Source organism: Robertkochia flava, from assembly GCF_020166515.1.
GTDB lineage: Bacteria > Bacteroidota > Bacteroidia > Flavobacteriales > Flavobacteriaceae > Robertkochia > Robertkochia flava.
Map to the genome: position 1 here is coordinate 50891 of NZ_JAINZT010000005.1, position 17651 is coordinate 68541.

Sequence of the window (17651 nt, forward strand, 5' to 3'; positions counted from 1 at the left end):
AATGGCTGCCGGAGCGATCCGGCCGCCTTATCTAATAAAAGTAGCTATGTTTTTATTTATTAGCGGAGGAGAGATCGTTTTTATCCTGTTCATCGTGGTGATGGTTTTCGGGGCAGATAAATTGCCTGAGATTGCCAGGGGCCTTGGAAAAGGGATGCGACAATTGAAGGATGCTACCAATGATGTGAAGAACGAGATTCAGCGAAGCGCCGAAAGAAACGGGGTGGATACCAGCTTTACCAAGGATATCAAGGAAACGGTGGATGAGGTAAAGGACGACCTGGAACAATTTACCGGTTCTGTTAAACGTAAACTTTAATGTTTGAACAGTTATTGGAATACGACCGGAAAATCCTGGTCTACCTGAATAATCTGGGGATCGAACAATACGACTTTTTCTGGAGTTCCATCACTAAAACTGCGTTCTGGATCCCGCTTTTCATCCTCTTTATTTATGTAATTCAAAACACCTGGAAAGGCAACAAGCCCTGGATAAGTCAGTTAACCGCTCTGGGTACCTTTTTATGTACCATGGCTCTTACCCTTTTTGTGAAAGCCTGGGTGGCCAGGTTACGTCCCAGCGGAGAAGAGGAGTTTTCAAAATTGATACGGGTTCTTCACCAGTCAGAAAGCTTTAGCTTTTTTTCCGGGCATGCGGCAAATTCATTTGCCCTGACTACCGTAGTGGTGCTGTTAACCCAACGGAGGTATCCCTGGGTACACCTGTTTTATCTATGGCCAATCCTCTTTAGTTTCAGCCGTATCTATGTCGGGGTACATTATCCCTCTGATATTCTGGTGGGGATGCTGGTGGGTATGGGCATTGCTTTCGGAGCGTATGCCCTGCACAATCGTTGGAGGGCGAATGCAACCGACTCCTGAGGACTGCTCAGATGACACGGGTAATGGTTAACCCGTCTCGTATAGGCAGCAGGACCGTTTCTACCCGTGGATCTTCATTGACCAGCCGGTTGTATTCCAGTAAGGCATTTGTTTGTTTGTCGTTGGCTTTAACCTCTTCCAGTACCTTTCCACTCCACAATACATTATCGGTGAGCAGTACTCCGCCGGTATTCATTTTATCAATGATACAGTGAAAGTAGGCGGGGTAATTTACCTTATCCGCATCGATAAACACCAGGTCGAATTTCTCTCCCATTTCCGGGATGATCTCCAGGGCGTTTCCCGTATACTGATAGATCTGCTTGCCCCATCCGCTAAGATCAAAATATTTTCGCTGCATATCAAAGAGCTCTTCATTAACGTCAATGGTGTGTAACTGGCCTTCGGGCGCCAGGCCTTCAGCAAGACAGATCGCAGAATACCCCGTATAGGTGCCTATTTCCAATATCCTGGATGGACGGATAAGTTTGGAGAGCATGCTTAGCACTCTACCCTGAAAATGACCGCTTATCATTCGGGGTTGCAAGACCTTTAAATGGGTTTCTCTGGAGAGTTTCTTAAGAATAGCAGGTTCTTCCTGGGAGTGCTTTTCCACATAATCTTCCAGCTCCTTAGGGATAAAATGCATAATACAAGAGTTTATGCAAAGGTACTACCTCTGCTCCAGATGTCATAGCCCGTTTAATTGCAATGGCTAAACCCGGTATGACTGATAAAGTTATTCTTATTTGTATTTTTAGACCCAAATAATTAGCACATGCAGTTGGAAAATACCTTAGCATTTTCAAGGAAGATGGATGCCGAAGATCCTTTGGCGAAATACCGTTCAGAATTTATTATCCCTGAGCACAGGGGAAAACCGGTTATATATTTTACCGGAAATTCCCTTGGATTGCAGCCCAGGCGCACAGAGAAATATGTGAAGGATATAATGGACGATTGGGCCAACCTTGGAGTTGAAGGGCATTTTAGTGCTGAAAAACCCTGGTGGGACTATCACGAACGACTGGCAAAGCCGCTTTCAAAGATCGTCGGAGCAATGGAGGAGGAGGTGACGGTGATGAATACCCTGACGGTGAACTTACATCTTTTAATGGTGTCTTTCTACCGGCCTGCCAGGAACAAATTTAAGATCCTGTGCGAAGAAAAGGCTTTTCCATCAGATCAGTATATGCTGAAGAGCCAGGCGAGATTTCACGGGTACGACCCGGAAGAGGCCTTGATTGAGGTGAAGAAAAGAGAAGGGGAGCACCATTGGCGAACAGAAGATTTTCTCCAGGCCATAGAAGAACATAAGGATGAGCTCGCCCTGGTACTTATCGGGGGGGTGAACTATTACAACGGTCAGGTCATGGATATGGAAGTCATAACAAAAAAGGCCAGGGAAAATGGGATCATGGTAGGATGGGACCTCGCTCATGCTGCCGGGAATATCGAGTTGAAACTTCACGACTGGGATGTTGATTTTGCGGCCTGGTGCAGCTATAAATATATGAACAGTGGCCCGGGTAACCTTTCCGGGGTATTCATAAATCAGCGTTATCACGGTAAAGAAGATATTCCGCGTTTTGAAGGTTGGTGGGGCACCAAAAAAGAGACGCGTTTTTTGATGAAACCGGAATTTGAACCCATGCCCAATGCAGAAGCCTGGCAGTTGAGTAATGCTCCGGTCATGTCAATAGCTCCCTACCTGGCCTCTCTTACTATGTTTGAGGAGGTAGGAATGGATAGCCTTCGGGAAAAAAGCAAGAAATTAACCGCTTACCTGGAATTTGTGTTGCGGGCCATCGAAGAGGAAGTCGGAGGTACCTTCGAGATCATTACTCCGGAACAACGGGGTTGTCAGCTTTCGGTATTGCTGCACGGAGAAGGGAAGCGCCTGTTTGATTACCTGATGGCTGAAGGCGTTTTACCCGACTGGAGGGAGCCGAACGTGATCAGGCTGGCTCCGGTACCCTTCTACAATTCTTTCGAGGAAATGTATCAATTCGGACAAATTCTTAAAAAAGGAATTCTTCAAAAATAAAAAAGAAAAGCCCGGGTAATCCCGGGCTTTTCTTTTTTACCCATTTACAGACGGGAGTCGCATCGGGACTTCCATGAGAAGTACCTGGGCATCTGTGATCGCTTTGATCTCGAGTGTATCGGTTTCGCTGATTCCCAGTCCATCCCTCCGCCCGAGATCGGTGTTATTAATGGAAACACTGCCTTCCAGAACAAAGGCATACACCCCGGTGTCCTGTCCTTTCAGTGCGTATGTGAGTTCCCTGTCTTTGTCCAGCTTGGTGATATGAAACCAGGCATCCTGGTTGATGGTTACACCTTCGTCATCGGCATTCGGAGAAACGATCTGCTGAAGTTTATTGTGACGTTCTTCAAGAGCCATGGAGATCTGGTCGTAAGAAGGGGTTACATTACGTTTTTTGGGCAGGATCCAGATCTGAAGAAATTTAACCTCCTTATCCTTGTTCTTGTTATACTCGCTGTGGAATACTCCGGTACCGGCGGTCATCGATTGTACATCGCCTTCCCGGATCACCGTTTTATTTCCCATGCTGTCTTCGTGTTCCAGGTCGCCGTATAAGGGAATGGAAATGATCTCCATATTATCATGAGGATGCTTGCCAAATCCCATTCCGGGTGCCACGGTATCATCATTTAATACCCTGAGTACACCAAAATGAATACGTTCCGGATCGTAATAGTTTGCGAAACTAAAGGTGTGAAAACTATTTAGCCACCCGTGGTTGGCATGGCCTCTGCTGTCTGCTTTGTGAATGATGGTATGCATAGGATTTTTCTTTTTGTCAAAGATCTGCATCCTTCTTCTTCATGTCCATGTAAAAATGCGGAAAACTCCTGTAGGTTTACGCTTTAAGCGATGCTCTGAATTCACTTATCGAGGTTCCTGTGCAGGTTCTGAACATTTTACTGAGATGGGAAGGGTCCTGAAATCCGAGGTCATAGGCGATCTCTTTTACCGATGCCGGGGAGGTGAGAAGCCTTCTTTTGGCCGCCAGGACAAGCCGGTTTTGCAGGTATTCCTTGGTCGAGGTATTCATGTACTCCCTGTTGAGCTTGTTGAGGTAATTCGGGCTGATATGCAGGGCTTCTGCGTATTGAGAGGCTTTGTGCCATATTGTGATCTTCTCTTCCACCATGTCTTTGAAAGCACTTATCGTACTGATCGCATTGTCCAGGGTCTGGTTGACATGGCTGCCAGAGAGCTCACAAATAGCATGGCATTCAATCAAAAAGAGCTTTAAATAAGAGCCCAGGGCCTGGTACCTGAACTCTGACCGCTCCCGGAAACACCGCTCCATTTCTGTGCAGTGCTTTACCAGGGAGCCCATCACTTCCGCAGCAGGAGACAGGGGGGGACTCTCACCGTACTGCCTGAAAAGATTGATGTGATCCAGAAAGTGTTTGCTGATATTGGAATGAATAAGGAATTCGCGGTTAAATGCAATGACAAATCCCTGGTGGGTGTCTTCTTCAACGACCTGGTGGACCTGGTGGGGGCTGATAAAAAATATACTCCCCGGGCGGATGGGGTAGGCATTAAAATCGATTTTATGCATCCCCTCCCCGGAGGTGATCACGATGATCACGTAGTAATCATGAGAGTGAGGCTCGTAGGTTGCGGGGACTCCGGGATCCGGGTCAGGGTTGATCCGGGCGATATTAAAGAAAGAATCGTCCTGAAATGTATTCTTAAACTGCAGTTGTTTCATAGCCCGACTTCACGCTTTTTTTGAAATGCTGGTACTCAAAAATACGGTAAACTTGTACGATTACAGTAGGATATGTTTTAATTTAGTCTTCCTTTTTATGAGAGCACTAAAACTCATACTTACGCAGCCGGAGTTTCTGGGTCCGGCATGGGTGTTCGCTTCTATCAACATCCTGATCGGGACCTGGGCGGTATACATTCCGGTGATCACCGGGCGACTCGGGATTTCTGAGGGAGCCCTGGGAATTGCCTTATTTTTCTTTGCCCTGGGTACCATGATCAGTATTCCTGCCGCTCCATTGATATCAGAGCGATTGGGACTGGGGAAATCTGTTATTACCGGAGTTTTGTTGGTCTGTTTAAGTTTTGTCGGCCCATTCCTGGCTGCAGATCATGTTGGTTTATCCGTTGCCCTTTTCGTGGTGGGGGCTACCTCGGGCTTTACCGATATTGCGATGAATACCCTGGTTTCAGAACTGGAAGCCAGGCGCGGGGTACAGATCATGTCTGCCTCCCATGGCTTCTTTAGTCTCGGAGGGGTTTTAGGGGCAGGGCTTGGCAGTCTCTTAATGGGGTATTTCAGGACGCCTCTCTGGCATATCCTAATTGTTTCTGTTGTAGTTATCGCTATTAACCTGGTCCTGGCACGTCACTACAGCCGTATCACTACCCCGCCACGAACCTCAGAGCCTTTTTGTGTGAAATTACTCCATCCGTTGCTTGCCCTTGGCCTGGTATCTTTTATTATCATGGCAAGCGAAGGGGCCATGGTAGACTGGAGCAGTTTGTATCTGGAAAAAGTGGCCAAGGCGCCAACTCCTTTTCTCATCGGGATGGGATATACTGTATTTTCTGTTTTTATGACCCTGGGTCGGTTCTTTGGTGACGAGGTAAGTCATCGCTTTGGCTCGTATACCATTATTATTTGCGGGTTGCTCTTAGGAACAGGGGGCTATCTGCTTATCCTTTCTGCTTACCCGGCATTGGCCATTACGGGCTTTGGCTGTGTAGGCCTTGGATTTTCAGTTATCATACCTGAGTTGTTCCGGTTGGGGGGGAGTCAAAAGGATGTAGATACAGCAAAAGGTATATCCTTCATTGCAGGAACGGGATATTTGGGTTTTTTGACGGGACCGGTGATACTTGGTATTCTTGCGGAGTTGTATTCTCTTAAATTGAGTTTCCTGGCTTTATTAGCCGGCGCAATAATAGCAGCATGGATTATGGTTAGAAGAAACAAAAAGGGCTCCTGAAGAGCCCGTAATGTCTTTTAGTTGTCTGTACTGACAGCGATATCGGTAAAGTACAGGCTGAAATGGCCTGTGTCATCCCGGTGCAGGGTAGAAAGCTTCAGCCCGCCTTCTTCCTCGTATTCTTCCCAGGTGGTCATCATGCAATTGCTCTCGGAGTTGTCTTCCCTGTATACCCATTCTTTTACCATATAATCTTCCCCAATGTAAAAATCATATGCATCTCCCGGGGTATATCCAACGGTATCCTCGTATAAGATGGTTAGCTTGTACAGGCTGTCTTTGCTGATGGGGGCCTCTGCCTTGATAATGGAGTCCATGCTGTAGCCCTCATCCCATACCAGCTTAAAGGGAGCAAGGAGCCAGTATGAATCGTTTATAAAGGCCTTATCTGCCTGCAGGGATCTTTCGTCTACGGCATCACGGTTATAGGTTATGGTTTCTCCATTAACCGTCATGGAAACCTGTCCTGTTTTAGGATTCCAGATCCAGCTTCTTTCAAAATGCATGGTATCGCGGTCCACATTGAAGGTAAAGCGCAGTTCATCAATGGTGTTCCAGTTGTCCAGGCCATTGGCCATAGCTACCTTTTCCGTAAAACTTAAAGGTTTTTCAGGGGTATCATTACAGGAGAATGTAATTGCAGCAAGCACCAGCAAAACAGAAAAGATATATCGCATAAGTATAGATTTTCGATAAAATTAAAGAATTATCGCGTATCCTCCTAACAACGATAAACTTAAGGAATATTTTTTAACTGTACGGGGTTACAGGATCTCTGCGGTCTTTTGTCAGGAAGTCTGGAAAAGCATGCGCCGATTTTGTATCTTTAAAAGAAAAACGAAGAGATGTCAAAAAAGGAATATTCGAACGGGGAGGTTACCGTTGTTTGGAAACCCGGAATCTGTATACATTCTGCAGTTTGCGTCAAAGGATTGCCCAAGGTGTTCAGGCCGGATGAGAAACCCTGGATTCAGACAGAAGGAGGCAGTACAGATGAGATCATTGAGCAGGTTAAAAAATGTCCCTCGGGGGCGTTGAGTTACTTTATGAACGATAGTGAGGCCCAGGCTACCACGGCCGGCCATGAAAGAGAAACCCTGGTTGAGGTGTTAAAAGACGGACCTCTGCTGGTACATGGAAAACTGCATGTGAATCATCCCGATGGTACGACCGAAGAAAAGGAAAAAACCACGGCTTTTTGCAGATGCGGGCATTCGGGCAATAAACCTTTCTGTGACGGGGCGCACCGCAAGGCCGGGTTTGCAGGTTAACTTTCTTTTACTACATCAGGGCGTTAATACTCATTCCCCCGTCCGTAATAATATTTTGTCCTGTAATATAGGAAGCTTTATCCATCGCAAGAAAGGCTATGGCAGCCGCGACTTCTTCCGGTTCAGCGATTCTTCTCATAGGGGTTCTCTGCAGTACCGGGCCGATCTTTTCCGGCTGTTTCAGTAATCCGCGCGTTAAAGGCGTTAAGGTAAACCAGGGTGATACGGCATTTACCCTGATGCCGTAGGAAGCCCATTCCACTGCCAGGCTCCTTGTCATTTGCAGGAGTCCGGACTTGGCCATGCCGTATGGGGCACCTGTATGGTCATCCAGGGTTGCCGCTACAGAGGATACATTGATTACAGAAGCCTTTCCGGATTTTTTAAGCAGGGTGAAGAACATTCTGCAAAGCATAAAGGGCGCCATCAGGTTCACTTCAACAACATCCCTGTATTCTTCCTCCGTATAGCTAACCGCCGCTTTTCGTATATTCATTCCGGCATTGTTAACCAAAATGTCAAGAACTCCGAACTCTTCCCTGACCAGGGCCCATAGTTTTGTTCTGTCTGTTTCCGAGGTTACATCGCTAACCACGCCTTTTACCTTATAGCCTTTCTCCAGGAATTCACGTTCTGTTGCGTCCAGGTCCGATTTGTTACGTCCGGTAAAAATGATCTCTGCTCCGAGCGATGCAAACTCCTCAACACAGGATTTGCCGATCCCTTTTGAGCCACCGGTAATTAAAGCTTTCTTATTTTGAAGATTCCACATACGATAACTGCTTGAATACGAATATACTCATAAATGCAGAGGAATAGGAATAGAAACTCTGTACAAACAAAAAGCCCTTTGATCTTAGATCGACCAAAGGGCTTTCTTCCCTAAACTAATACCTACTACTATGTAATGATTACTTTATATACGTTGATTTAACACCTTTGGATCATGAGATTTTGTTTTTTTTGAAAAAAAATACTGGTTTTTTACAATTGGATGTAACTTCTTTATAATCATGTAGGTAAAAAGCTTTAGTCCATGTTAAAAGCACTGTCATTACCCCATAATCATGGTGAGACCTTAAAATTTATCCGGGTTTTCCATGATAGCTCTGCTTCTTTTTCTGATCGCGATCAATTCGTTTTCATCTATTTTATCCAGTAATCGATACATCATACCCATTCTGGGATTGTCTTTTAACTGTTCTTTCTTACTATCGAGAAAATTCCAGTAAAGCGCATTAAAGGGACAGGCAGTATCTCCCGTACGTTTTTTATGATCGTACTCACATCTTTTACAATAATTACTCATTTTATTGATGTAGTTGGCAGAAGCGATATAGGGTTTTGTGGCAAGAATGCCACCATCGGCATATTGGCTCATGCCCCGTGTATTTGTTATTTCTACCCATTCCACGGCATCGATATAAATTCCGAGGTACCAGAGATCCGTTTCATCGGGATGGGTTTGGGTAAGCAGGGCGAAGTTTCCGGTAACCATGAGCCGCTGAATATGGTGAGCGTAGGCGTGGTTCAGGCTGGTTTCAATACAGTGGTGTAAACAGTTCATTTTTGTCTTTCCGGTCCAGTAAAAATCCGGTAAGGGATTACTGTTGTTGAAAAAGTTATTGTCTTTATAACCGGGCATCTGCATCCAGTATATACCTCTCATAAACTCCCTCCATCCCAGAATCTGCCTTATAAACCCTTCTACCTGACTGATGTGGATATCCCCGGAGGAGTTCCGGTAATGATGGATGACCTTTTCGATGACCTCTCCGGGAGAAATGATCTTTGCGTTCAGGGCAAATGAAAGCCTGGAGTGGAAGAGAAAAGGTTCGCCGGTGTCCATGGCATCCTGGAAATCTCCGAAATGGGGCAGGAGGTTACAATTGAAATGCTCGAGAAGCGTCAGGGCATTTTCTCTTTGTATTGGCCAGTTAAATGCATCTGGATCTACCCTTCCTAAGAAGGGGAGCCCTGCTTTTTCTATGTCGTCATAAATCTCCCGGATATCATGATGGAACTTCGGGATGGACGGGATGCCGGGATCTCCTTTCCAGTTTTTCCGGTTAGACTTGTCATAGTTCCATTTGCCACCCTCAGGATCTCCATCTTCGTTTATAAGGATATGATGTTCTTTACGCATCATTCGGTAAAATGTTTCCATAAGCAGTTGCCGCTTTCCTTTAAAGAATTCTGACAGGGTGGTGCGTGAAGTAAAAAAATGCTCCGAATCCCATTTATTACAGGAGATATCCAGGCTTTCACAGACCCTTTCCAGTTGCTTATCCAGCCGGTACTCATCGGGCATCTGGTATTCAAATGTATCCGCATTGTACTCCTTTATGGTCCTGTAAATGAGATCCCGAAGGTTCTGAGGATTATCAGGGTCTGTTATCCTGAAATACACGACACGGTGTCCTTCGTTCTCAAGGTGTGCAGCAAATTTGCGCATGGCTGCAAAAAAAGCGATGAGCTTCTGAATGTGGTGGGTAACATAGGTGGCTTCCTGCTTCATTTCTGCCATGAGGTAGATCACCTCTGTATCGGTCGAGCTTAACCAGGAGTGATTTTCATTGAGTTGATCCCCTAAAATAAGACGAATCCTAGTCATTGCATATCATTTAAAATAGCGGGTTCTGCAACCAGAGTTTGCGAAAGGTCCCGGAGGGATCGTATCGTTCGGCCTGCAATTTTGTGTTGAATTTTCGATCTCTTGGGTCATTGCCAACACCACTCACGTAGTTCCAGTTGCCCCAGTTACTGTGTACATCGTAATCGATCAGCAGGCTTTCAAACCATGCCGCACCTGCCCTCCAGTCCTGTTCCAGGTCTTTAGCCCAATAGGATGCAACATTTTGTCTTCCGCGGTTGCTCATCCATCCGGTCTGAATGAGTTCAAGCATATTGGCATCCACAAAATCATTTCCTGTTTTTCCCTCAGTCCATTTGCGGAAAACGGCCTCATCAAAATTCCAGGTATATTTTCTTTTTTTTATTCCTCCGGACTTAAACAGGAGGTTTCCATGCTTGAGAGAAAGGTATTTAAAATAATCTCTCCATAACAGTTCAAAGATCAGCCAGTAAGTATCCTGGTTGCTGATCACCTTTTTTTCGAATGCTTTCACTTCATGAAAGATCATTTTGGCAGAAATACTTCCATTGGCCAGCCATGGCGATAATTTGGAGCTGTAGTCAATACCGCAGAGTCCGTTCCTGGTGCGTTTGTAGTATTGGAGTTTTTTGGTTTTCCAGAAATAATGTTCGATTCGTTCCAGGGCATTTTCGGTACCTCCCTGAAACGGAAATGCAGATCTCGAATCGGGCTCCGGAAGGGTAAGACCCAGCTTTTCAAGGGTGGGAAGGGATTGGCAAAGATCGTCGGGAATATTTTCCTGGGCAGGCTTTTCTTCCGGAAGGGTTATCGGAGCTACGTACCAATTTTTCTCCACCGTCTTGCGAAAGGTGGTAAAGACCTCCGGTAACCCATGGATGTCTTTGTAGGGCAGGTCGTCCGGATGAATCAGGAATTGGTCATAGTCTTCCTTAAAGTGCAGATTCGGCATCTTTCGAATGCTGCGATTTATTGTTTCTTCTTCCGAGGTCCATTCCTTTTGGGTATAAAGACCTTCTGCTTTCCATTTTTTTGCAAGGACCGGCAAATGGTTTTCAGGAGTGCCGATCTGGAAATGTAGGGGTATACGGAGTCGCTGTAATTCCTGCTTTAACGCCTCAAGACTCTCCAGTAGAAATCTGAGCCTGTGTGCTCCGGTTTTGGGGAATCCCCAGGGGGTTGGTGCAAACTGGCGAGGGTCAAAAAAATAAACAGCGATTACCGTCTGACATTCCTCTATGGCCCGCTTCAGACTTTTGTTGTCTGTAACCCGGAGATTGTTCCTGAACCAGATGATTCCGTTTGCCCTTTGTTTTTTATGCATTTTTTGCTGCAATATTTTACCCGGTCCCAGTCGCGTTCCCATTTTTTTCTCCACGTGAAAGGGCGCCCGCATACGATACAGACCTTTTCGGGTAAATCCATTTTAGATTTTTTTTTCATAAGAAAAAGGACCGGGTGAACCGGTCCTCTAAGATAATATTTGTTTAACTGTTTAATAGTTAATATTAAACAAAATTATTGTGGAATCATTTTTTGGATGCGCTCCTCATATTGATTTATGGCTTCGCGAACCATGTCTACATTATCTGATGCCCGCTGATGCGCATCCTCCATAACTTTCTCAAGTTTGGGATCAGGGTGTTGGAACAGATCGGTGATGACGTGGTTGATTTTGTCGATACTGCTCTCCTGGGTGTTCTTAATGTCTTCCAGTTTTGAAAGGATCTTTCGCATCCTTTCAAGTTTAGCTTCGTCCATAATATTTCGGTTTTTGGATTCCCTATAAGATACAATAAATTACTAAATAGTTATTATTTAAGTGTTTATGCGGGGTGTCGAGCGGCATAGCAAGGGGAATCTTAGAAAGTAAAAACTAACTTGTTCCTGCATCAGGGTTTATGAGATCAGCAGGGAATAACCCATTATAATTTGTTAACTTTGTAAGAGAACCCGCTATAGCGGGAATTTTTTTATTTATTATGCAAACGCCCAAAAATATTGCTGTAATCGGCAGTGGTTTAGTAGGGAGCCTTTTGGCGATCTATTTGAAGAAAAGAGGTCATTCTGTAGATGTTTATGACCGAAGGTCCGATATCAGGCAAACCGAATTTTCAGGAAGATCTATCAATCTTGCTATGTCTACCCGGGGCTGGAGTGCCCTTGGTAATGTAGGTATTGAAGAAGAGATTCGAAAATTGGGGATTCCTATGGATAAAAGGGCGATACATCCAATGGAGGGGGAGATGTATTTCCAGTATTACGGAAAGGAAGGGGAGGCCATCTATTCGATCTCCCGGGGCGTGCTCAATAAAAAGATGATCGATCTGGCAGAAGCCTCCGGGGCCCGGTTTCTCTTCAATTCCAAAGTTTGGGATGTGGAGCTGCCAAAAGCCACCATATATCTTGGCGAACAGGAAAATGAACCCTGGACCCCGGTCCCTTATGACCACGTTTTTGGTGCCGATGGTGCCTTTTCGCGGGTACGTCATAAAATGCAGCGCCGCAGTCTCTTTAACTACAGTCAGCAGTTTTTGGAGGCCGGATATAAAGAATTAACCATCCCGGCAAATCCCGACGGCAGCCATAAGCTGGAGAAGAATTCCCTTCACATATGGCCAAGGGGGAAATTCATGCTGATCGCCCTTCCCAATCTCGACGGTTCTTTTACCTGTACGCTGTTCATGCCGCTTGAAGGAGAAAACTCCTTTGCAGCGCTGAAGGATGAGAGTACCGTAGAAGCCTTTTTCAGTCATTACTTTTCCGATGTCAGGGATGAGATCCAGAACCTGAAGCACTACTTCTTTAAAAATCCTACCAGTACGCTGGTTACCATAAAGTGTTTCCCGTGGACCTACTGGGATAAGGTGGCACTTGTGGGCGATTCTGCCCATGCCATTGTTCCGTTTTACGGTCAGGGCATGAATGCGGGGTTTGAAGATATCACCTTATTGAATGATCTCATGAATGTGCATGAGGATGATTGGGAAACCATCTTTAAACGCTATGAAGAAATTCGTAAACCCAATGCTGATGCCATTGCGGAACTTAGTCTCAGCAATTTTATGGAGATGAGTTCCAAAACGGCAGATACGGATTTTCTCTTAAGAAAAAAGATCGAGAAGTGGTTTTCTGAGAAGTATCCCAACAAGTGGATTCCATTATACTCCAGGGTTACCTTCAGCACAAAACCCTATGCTGAGGCTCTCGAAGAAGACAGGCAGCAGCAGCGAATCATGGATGAGGTCATGAAGATGGAAGGAATTCATGAACACTGGAATTCCAGGGACGTTGAACAAAGAATTCTTGAGCTTCTCGAAGCGCAATAACCTTCTTACTCCCCGGTTGTCTCTATTGGTGTTTCCAGGCCAGAGGCCATATCCACTTGAATGTTGTGAACATTATGCTACACCTTAAGTATTTTAAAATCACAATTGTAAGATATTGATAATCAATTAGTTGTTGGTATTTTCTGCAAAGTTGTTATATCTTTAAGGCATGGTTGGTGCTTTCCCCTTTAGCTGCAACCGCTAATACCGATATTAAAATACGATCAACAATGAAACTAAAAAATCATCTTAAGTGTAGCCTGGCAGTCTTGTTATTTCTGAGTTTAACTGCATTCGATCTTTCTCCCGAACCTGCAAGGCCAATTACCTCCGCAGAAAATTTCATATGGCATGACCTGGTAACCCCGGATTTGGATAGCTCCATGGCGTTTTATTCCGCTGTCTTCGGATGGACTTTTAAGGATGTGGAAGTTAAGGGATTACGGCTGGCTACCATATATTCCGGAGATATGCGAATTGGGGGCGTCATAGAGGTGCCGGGGGCAAATTCCGCGGTATGGATCAAGGCAATCCTGGTGGATAACCTGAAGAAACGTGTTGATATTGTGCAAAAGAGTGGCGGAAGGGTCGTTTTACCTCCTGCTGAAATTCCCGGACGGGGCACCCAGGTAATTATGGAGGGGGCTGATGGAGAAGAATTTTCATTTATAGGAAATGCCGATGCCGGGTTTGCTGCAGGAATGGTAACAGGGAATAATCACTGGTTATGGTCTGAATTATGGGCAGATTCCCCGGAATCTTCACAATCCTTTTATGAGGCGGTATTTGGCGTGAATACAGAAAGTACAAGCGCTAATGAGAAACCCTATTGGGTGTTTCATTCCGGGGATACCAAGCTGGCGGGAATGATACAGAATCCGATCACCAACGAGGGTACACAATGGGTGCCTTATGTACAGTCAGAAGATCCTCCGGGTTCCATCGCAAAGGCAAAAGAGGAGGGCGCTTTTATCGTACTGGAACCCGCTGCTGAGGTAAGAAACGGCAATGTTGGGATATTCCAGGATCCACAGGGGGCTATGGTTTGTGTACAGAAAAGGTAAAAGGAAATTTAAATAGGTAAGAAAATGAAAAAATTGAGATATCTGATAGCTGTTGTTTTTGTTCTGATGTTAATTGGTGCAGGTTTTGCTGGCTGCGGGAATGCAAGGTGGGGAACCAGTGCCGGGGTCGATGTGGTTTGGGGCCCGGGGGGGCCAAGGGTGCAGCCCAACATCAGTATGGGAGTTTATAACGGAGGTAGGTGGTAAATTACCGTACACTTTAATGAACTACCTGTATCCGGCTGCCTGAAGAGAAAACAATTCGGCATACAGAGATTTGTTCTTCATGAGTGCTTCATGCGTGCCGGTTTCCAGGATCCGCCCGTGTTTTAGCACCAAAATACGATCTGCCATTCGTACCGTACTAAAACGGTGAGAAATGATGATGCTCGTTTTACCCCGGGTAAGTTCCATAAAGCGTTGAAATACCTCAAACTCGGCCTTGGCATCCAGGGCCGAAGTAGGTTCGTCCAGAATAAGCATATCTGCATCCTTCATGTATGCGCGGGCCAGGGCTATTTTTTGCCATTGTCCGCCCGAGAGTTCAATTCCTTTTTTAAAGCGTTTGCCCAGTTGTTGCTCAAATCCGTGTTCCAGTTCTTCCACAACTTCCGAGGCCAGGCTAAGTCGTGCCGCCTCCGTTATTTTATCCAGGTCATCGAGTGCTTCGATCTTGCCAACGGCTATATTTTCTTTGACCGTAAATTCATAACGGAAGAAATCCTGAAAAATCACCCCAAACATCTTCTGATACGCCACCCGGTCGAAGGTACTGATATCGGTCCCGTCCAGGAGGATGCGTCCTGATGATGGCTCATAAAACCGGAGTAACAGCTTGATGAGGGTGGTTTTTCCCGCACCGTTTTCACCCACAAATGCCATTTTTTCACCAGCCATTAATTTAAAACTGATATTGTCCAGTACCTTCTGGTTGCTTCCGGGATAGGCAAAAGACACATTTTCAAACACGAATCCGTCGGTAATCCCTTTAGGAAGTTTGCTGGTATCAGGGGAGGTCTCTTTAGGTTTCAGATCGGTAAAGTCGAAATAGTCTTTCAGGTATAACGCACTTTCTGCTATTCTGGTAAGCCGGAAGAAAAAAGCCTGAAGGTTATTTCTCAGGCGGTTAAACGCACCACTTAAAAAGGTGAGTTCTCCAAGGGTGAGGACCCCGTTAAGCACCCTGGTAATAATAAGTACATAAGCTGCATAATAGGAGAGGGTCCCTAAAAGATTAAAAAACACCTGCATATGCTGTGCGCTTAATGGCAAGTTTTTTATTCAGGTTGTAATATTCATCAGATAATCTTTTAAAGCGGTCGGCGATGAAACCTGTCAATCCGAATAGTTTGATCTCCCGGGCCGTTTTGTCGTTGGCCCCTATATAACGAAGGTAGTCCAGTTCCCTGCGTTCTGTGGTCCAGCTGCGGGCCAGGGAATAGGAGGTGGCACTAAAATGGATCTCATTGATAAAGGAAGGTATGATGCTAACGATAAGAAGGGCAATGAGCCAGGGCTCAAAATAGATGAGACCGGCGATAAGGGAGACCATACTTACCAGGCTTTGAAATTGTCCCAGGATATTAGATAACAGGTTGACCCTGCTGCTGGTTTGGGTTCGGGCCCTTTCCAGTTTATCGTAAAAATCCGGGTCTTCCAGCTCACTGATCCCGATCTCACTGGTTTTTTTTATGATCCTGATGGAAGAGGCGTTCGCGTAAAGATCGCCCAATAGCCCGTCGGTAAGGGTGATTGCCCTGTTCACCAGGTCGGCAAACAATACGATAGCAAATTCAAGAGCTACATATTTCCAGAGCAGGTCTGTCGATGGGGAGGTGTTGTTCATCTGGGTAACGATCTCGTCAATGATGAGCTTCCCGGTCCATAAAATAGCTACGGGGGAGAATGCGTTTATGAGCCGGGCGGTAAAGTTGAGGAGAAACATCCTGCTGTGATGCTCCCAGATCTCCTTAAAAAACCGGGGAATGAAGCGGAAGGCCGAAAAGGAAGCCCGAAAGGAGGGCTTGCCGGCATTCAGGTCTTTTATGGATTTAAGGTTGTGTCTGGCCAAGGGAGTCGGTTTAATTCTTTTTACTCATCTCCTGTTTTCGCATAGGCATGCTGTCAATACGGTCATAAACCACTCCCGGAGAAGTGATTTTCTCCTCTTTAAGTTTAACGCTGCCATCCTTCCCGACCAGGATAACTCCGGAATACCGGGGAGAAATACTGAAATGGGTTCTCCAAACCCCGGCAGAGGCGGTCGTTGCTGTATTGCCGATCCAGACCTTATCTCCCGACAATGTAATGATCAGGAGGTCCCTGTCTGTGTTGGCTTCCGGCGCTTTAGAAAATAACTGGTAGTGCTCTGAAATACCGGGAGGTTCATGATTTGGGGTGACAATTATCAGTAAGCGATTTTTCCACCGGAACTGCTCCGGAGTAAATTCCTGTGTCAATGTGGTGCTCAATAGTATCAGAACCAGAGAAATGCTCATGAGGAAATTCTTGTGCGATTCTGTAATTTACGAATTAAGGCAGAATTACAACTGTAACAGCAATGCAAAAAAAGACCGCCGAGGGCAGTCTTTTTATGAATCTATGGTGAATTTTTAAAAGGGATCAAAAAATTAAATCGGATCAATCTTTAACTAATATGTGAATATTAGGTCGTGATTCAACCATCAGCTTATTGCAAAGGCTCCATAGCTGCCGTGATGGGTCAGGCTTACATAGCGATGTTCTTCTCCATTGCTCAAGGCCGGGATGCCCAATGTATTCTTATTAAGCTGGTAAGCACCTCCTGCATATTTCAACAATCTTGTTGTTAGTTCTTCACTTTGGGCCTTTTGACCGGGTCCCTTGAATTTTACGATTACAGAACTCAATTTTTTTTTATCCAGGTGCGCCTCAGAAATCACATATGCTGAGGTAACCCTAGTTTGAACATGACATTGAAAATTCTTGAATTTTGCAGTTGCGGAATTCTTATCCAGGGTACATTCGAATCCTTTGGGATTATAAAAACGGGCAGGGTACATTTGGGTGTGCAGTTTGTAGGAAGCTTCTTTTATACTCCATAATCGCCAAACCATAATAAAAGGGTTTTTGGCATCCCTGATATAACTTTGCTCTAATTCTGTAAAAAGCTTATCCAGGAATCTTGCCCGTTGCCAGTTAGAAGCATGCCGCGCTTCGTTAAGATCAACAATATCATTCCCCACCATCAAATGCCAAGTTTTACAGCAATTATTTCCATGGCAGATTTTACGTCTAGCATTTGTTCCATGTCCTCATTTTCCAAACGGATATCAAATTCATCCTCAATATCCAATATGATATCCACAAGGTTTGCCGAGTTTACTTTGAGATCTTTGACGAAATCTGTGTCTTCGGACAAGTTTTTGAAAGCTTCTTCATCTTGAACATATGGTTCAATCAGTGGTTTTAATTTGGTGATCAATTGTTCCTTTGTCATATTTTT

General features: G+C 45.2%; 20 protein-coding genes and 1 pseudogene. 8 read left to right on the plus strand and 13 right to left on the minus strand.

Going from position 1 to position 17651, the window contains the following annotated elements:
* Positions 1 to 46 precede the first annotated feature (46 nt).
* Positions 47 to 319 carry a Sec-independent protein translocase subunit TatA/TatB gene (locus K7R11_RS06665; RefSeq protein ID WP_224489649.1) on the plus strand — a complete coding sequence of 91 codons (273 nt, stop codon included), beginning with the start codon at positions 47 to 49 and terminating at the stop codon, positions 317 to 319.
* On the plus strand, positions 319 to 882 hold the full coding sequence (locus K7R11_RS06670; RefSeq protein ID WP_224489650.1) for a phosphatase PAP2 family protein: 564 nt from the start codon (positions 319 to 321) through the stop codon (positions 880 to 882). The genes K7R11_RS06665 and K7R11_RS06670 overlap by 1 nt, the downstream gene beginning before the upstream one ends.
* Before the next feature lie 7 nt (positions 883 to 889).
* Here K7R11_RS06670 and K7R11_RS06675 read toward each other — a convergent pair whose 3' ends face one another.
* Positions 890 to 1531, minus strand: coding sequence for an O-methyltransferase (locus K7R11_RS06675; RefSeq protein WP_224489651.1), 642 nt, complete (start codon positions 1529 to 1531; stop codon positions 890 to 892).
* Positions 1532 to 1660: 129 nt separating this feature from the next.
* On the opposite strand from K7R11_RS06675, the gene kynU reads away from it, so the two are divergent.
* Entirely contained in the window at positions 1661 to 2929 is a 1269-nt protein-coding gene (kynU, locus tag K7R11_RS06680) for a kynureninase (protein WP_224489652.1), read from the plus strand.
* 36 nt (positions 2930 to 2965) lie between these two features.
* Here kynU and K7R11_RS06685 read toward each other — a convergent pair whose 3' ends face one another.
* Positions 2966 to 3694 carry a pirin family protein gene (locus K7R11_RS06685; protein ID WP_224489653.1) on the minus strand — a complete coding sequence of 243 codons (729 nt, stop codon included), beginning with the start codon at positions 3692 to 3694 and terminating at the stop codon, positions 2966 to 2968.
* 76 nt (positions 3695 to 3770) lie between these two features.
* Complete coding sequence (locus K7R11_RS06690) at positions 3771 to 4637, minus strand: helix-turn-helix domain-containing protein (RefSeq protein ID WP_224489656.1); 867 nt, start codon at positions 4635 to 4637, stop codon at positions 3771 to 3773.
* 97 nt (positions 4638 to 4734) lie between these two features.
* On the opposite strand from K7R11_RS06690, the gene K7R11_RS06695 reads away from it, so the two are divergent.
* Positions 4735 to 5889 carry an MFS transporter gene (locus K7R11_RS06695; RefSeq protein ID WP_224489658.1) on the plus strand — a complete coding sequence of 385 codons (1155 nt, stop codon included), beginning with the start codon at positions 4735 to 4737 and terminating at the stop codon, positions 5887 to 5889.
* Between the two features lie 17 nt (positions 5890 to 5906).
* Here the strand turns inward: K7R11_RS06695 and K7R11_RS06700 are convergent, their stop codons facing one another.
* Complete coding sequence (locus K7R11_RS06700; RefSeq protein ID WP_224489660.1) at positions 5907 to 6566, minus strand: hypothetical protein; 660 nt, start codon at positions 6564 to 6566, stop codon at positions 5907 to 5909.
* A gap of 168 nt (positions 6567 to 6734) precedes the next feature.
* On the opposite strand from K7R11_RS06700, the gene K7R11_RS06705 reads away from it, so the two are divergent.
* Positions 6735 to 7160: a (4Fe-4S)-binding protein gene (locus tag K7R11_RS06705; RefSeq protein ID WP_224489662.1), complete on the plus strand. Its 426-nt coding sequence runs from the start codon at positions 6735 to 6737 to the stop codon at positions 7158 to 7160.
* 10 nt (positions 7161 to 7170) lie between these two features.
* Here K7R11_RS06705 and K7R11_RS06710 read toward each other — a convergent pair whose 3' ends face one another.
* The 5 genes from K7R11_RS06710 to K7R11_RS06730 form a co-directional block, all read right to left on the minus strand.
* Positions 7171 to 7932: an SDR family oxidoreductase gene (locus tag K7R11_RS06710; RefSeq protein ID WP_224489664.1), complete on the minus strand. Its 762-nt coding sequence runs from the start codon at positions 7930 to 7932 to the stop codon at positions 7171 to 7173.
* 306 nt (positions 7933 to 8238) lie between these two features.
* Positions 8239 to 9774: a cryptochrome/photolyase family protein gene (locus K7R11_RS06715; protein WP_224489666.1), complete on the minus strand. Its 1536-nt coding sequence runs from the start codon at positions 9772 to 9774 to the stop codon at positions 8239 to 8241.
* Between the two features lie 10 nt (positions 9775 to 9784).
* On the minus strand, positions 9785 to 11098 hold the full coding sequence (locus K7R11_RS06720; RefSeq protein ID WP_224489668.1) for a DASH family cryptochrome: 1314 nt from the start codon (positions 11096 to 11098) through the stop codon (positions 9785 to 9787).
* Positions 11023 to 11217 carry a DUF2256 domain-containing protein gene (locus K7R11_RS06725; protein WP_410528193.1) on the minus strand — a complete coding sequence of 65 codons (195 nt, stop codon included), beginning with the start codon at positions 11215 to 11217 and terminating at the stop codon, positions 11023 to 11025. The genes K7R11_RS06720 and K7R11_RS06725 overlap by 76 nt, the downstream gene beginning before the upstream one ends.
* A 75-nt stretch (positions 11218 to 11292) precedes the next feature.
* A complete protein-coding gene (locus K7R11_RS06730) occupies positions 11293 to 11535 on the minus strand; it encodes a hypothetical protein (RefSeq protein WP_224489671.1) in 243 nt (80 codons plus the stop codon).
* A gap of 221 nt (positions 11536 to 11756) precedes the next feature.
* Here K7R11_RS06730 and K7R11_RS06735 point away from each other — a divergent pair, with 221 nt between their 5' ends.
* From K7R11_RS06735 to K7R11_RS06745, 3 genes are all read left to right on the plus strand, one after another.
* Complete coding sequence (locus K7R11_RS06735; RefSeq protein WP_224489673.1) at positions 11757 to 13103, plus strand: FAD-dependent oxidoreductase; 1347 nt, start codon at positions 11757 to 11759, stop codon at positions 13101 to 13103.
* Positions 13104 to 13333: 230 nt separating this feature from the next.
* On the plus strand, positions 13334 to 14167 hold the full coding sequence (locus tag K7R11_RS06740; RefSeq protein WP_224489675.1) for a VOC family protein: 834 nt from the start codon (positions 13334 to 13336) through the stop codon (positions 14165 to 14167).
* Positions 14168 to 14191: 24 nt separating this feature from the next.
* Positions 14192 to 14374: a hypothetical protein gene (locus K7R11_RS06745; RefSeq protein ID WP_224489677.1), complete on the plus strand. Its 183-nt coding sequence runs from the start codon at positions 14192 to 14194 to the stop codon at positions 14372 to 14374.
* Positions 14375 to 14395: 21 nt separating this feature from the next.
* Here K7R11_RS06745 and K7R11_RS06750 read toward each other — a convergent pair.
* The 4 genes and pseudogenes from K7R11_RS06750 to K7R11_RS06765 form a co-directional block, all read right to left on the minus strand.
* Positions 14396 to 16238, minus strand: a pseudogene (locus K7R11_RS06750) (ABC transporter ATP-binding protein).
* 10 nt (positions 16239 to 16248) lie between these two features.
* A complete protein-coding gene (locus K7R11_RS06755; RefSeq protein WP_224489679.1) occupies positions 16249 to 16665 on the minus strand; it encodes a DUF4174 domain-containing protein in 417 nt (138 codons plus the stop codon).
* 186 nt (positions 16666 to 16851) lie between these two features.
* Complete coding sequence (locus tag K7R11_RS06760) at positions 16852 to 17394, minus strand: 4'-phosphopantetheinyl transferase family protein (protein WP_224490228.1); 543 nt, start codon at positions 17392 to 17394, stop codon at positions 16852 to 16854.
* Entirely contained in the window at positions 17394 to 17645 is a 252-nt protein-coding gene (locus K7R11_RS06765) for an acyl carrier protein (protein ID WP_224489700.1), read from the minus strand. The genes K7R11_RS06760 and K7R11_RS06765 overlap by 1 nt, the downstream gene beginning before the upstream one ends.
* Between the last annotated feature and the right edge of the window lie 6 nt (positions 17646 to 17651).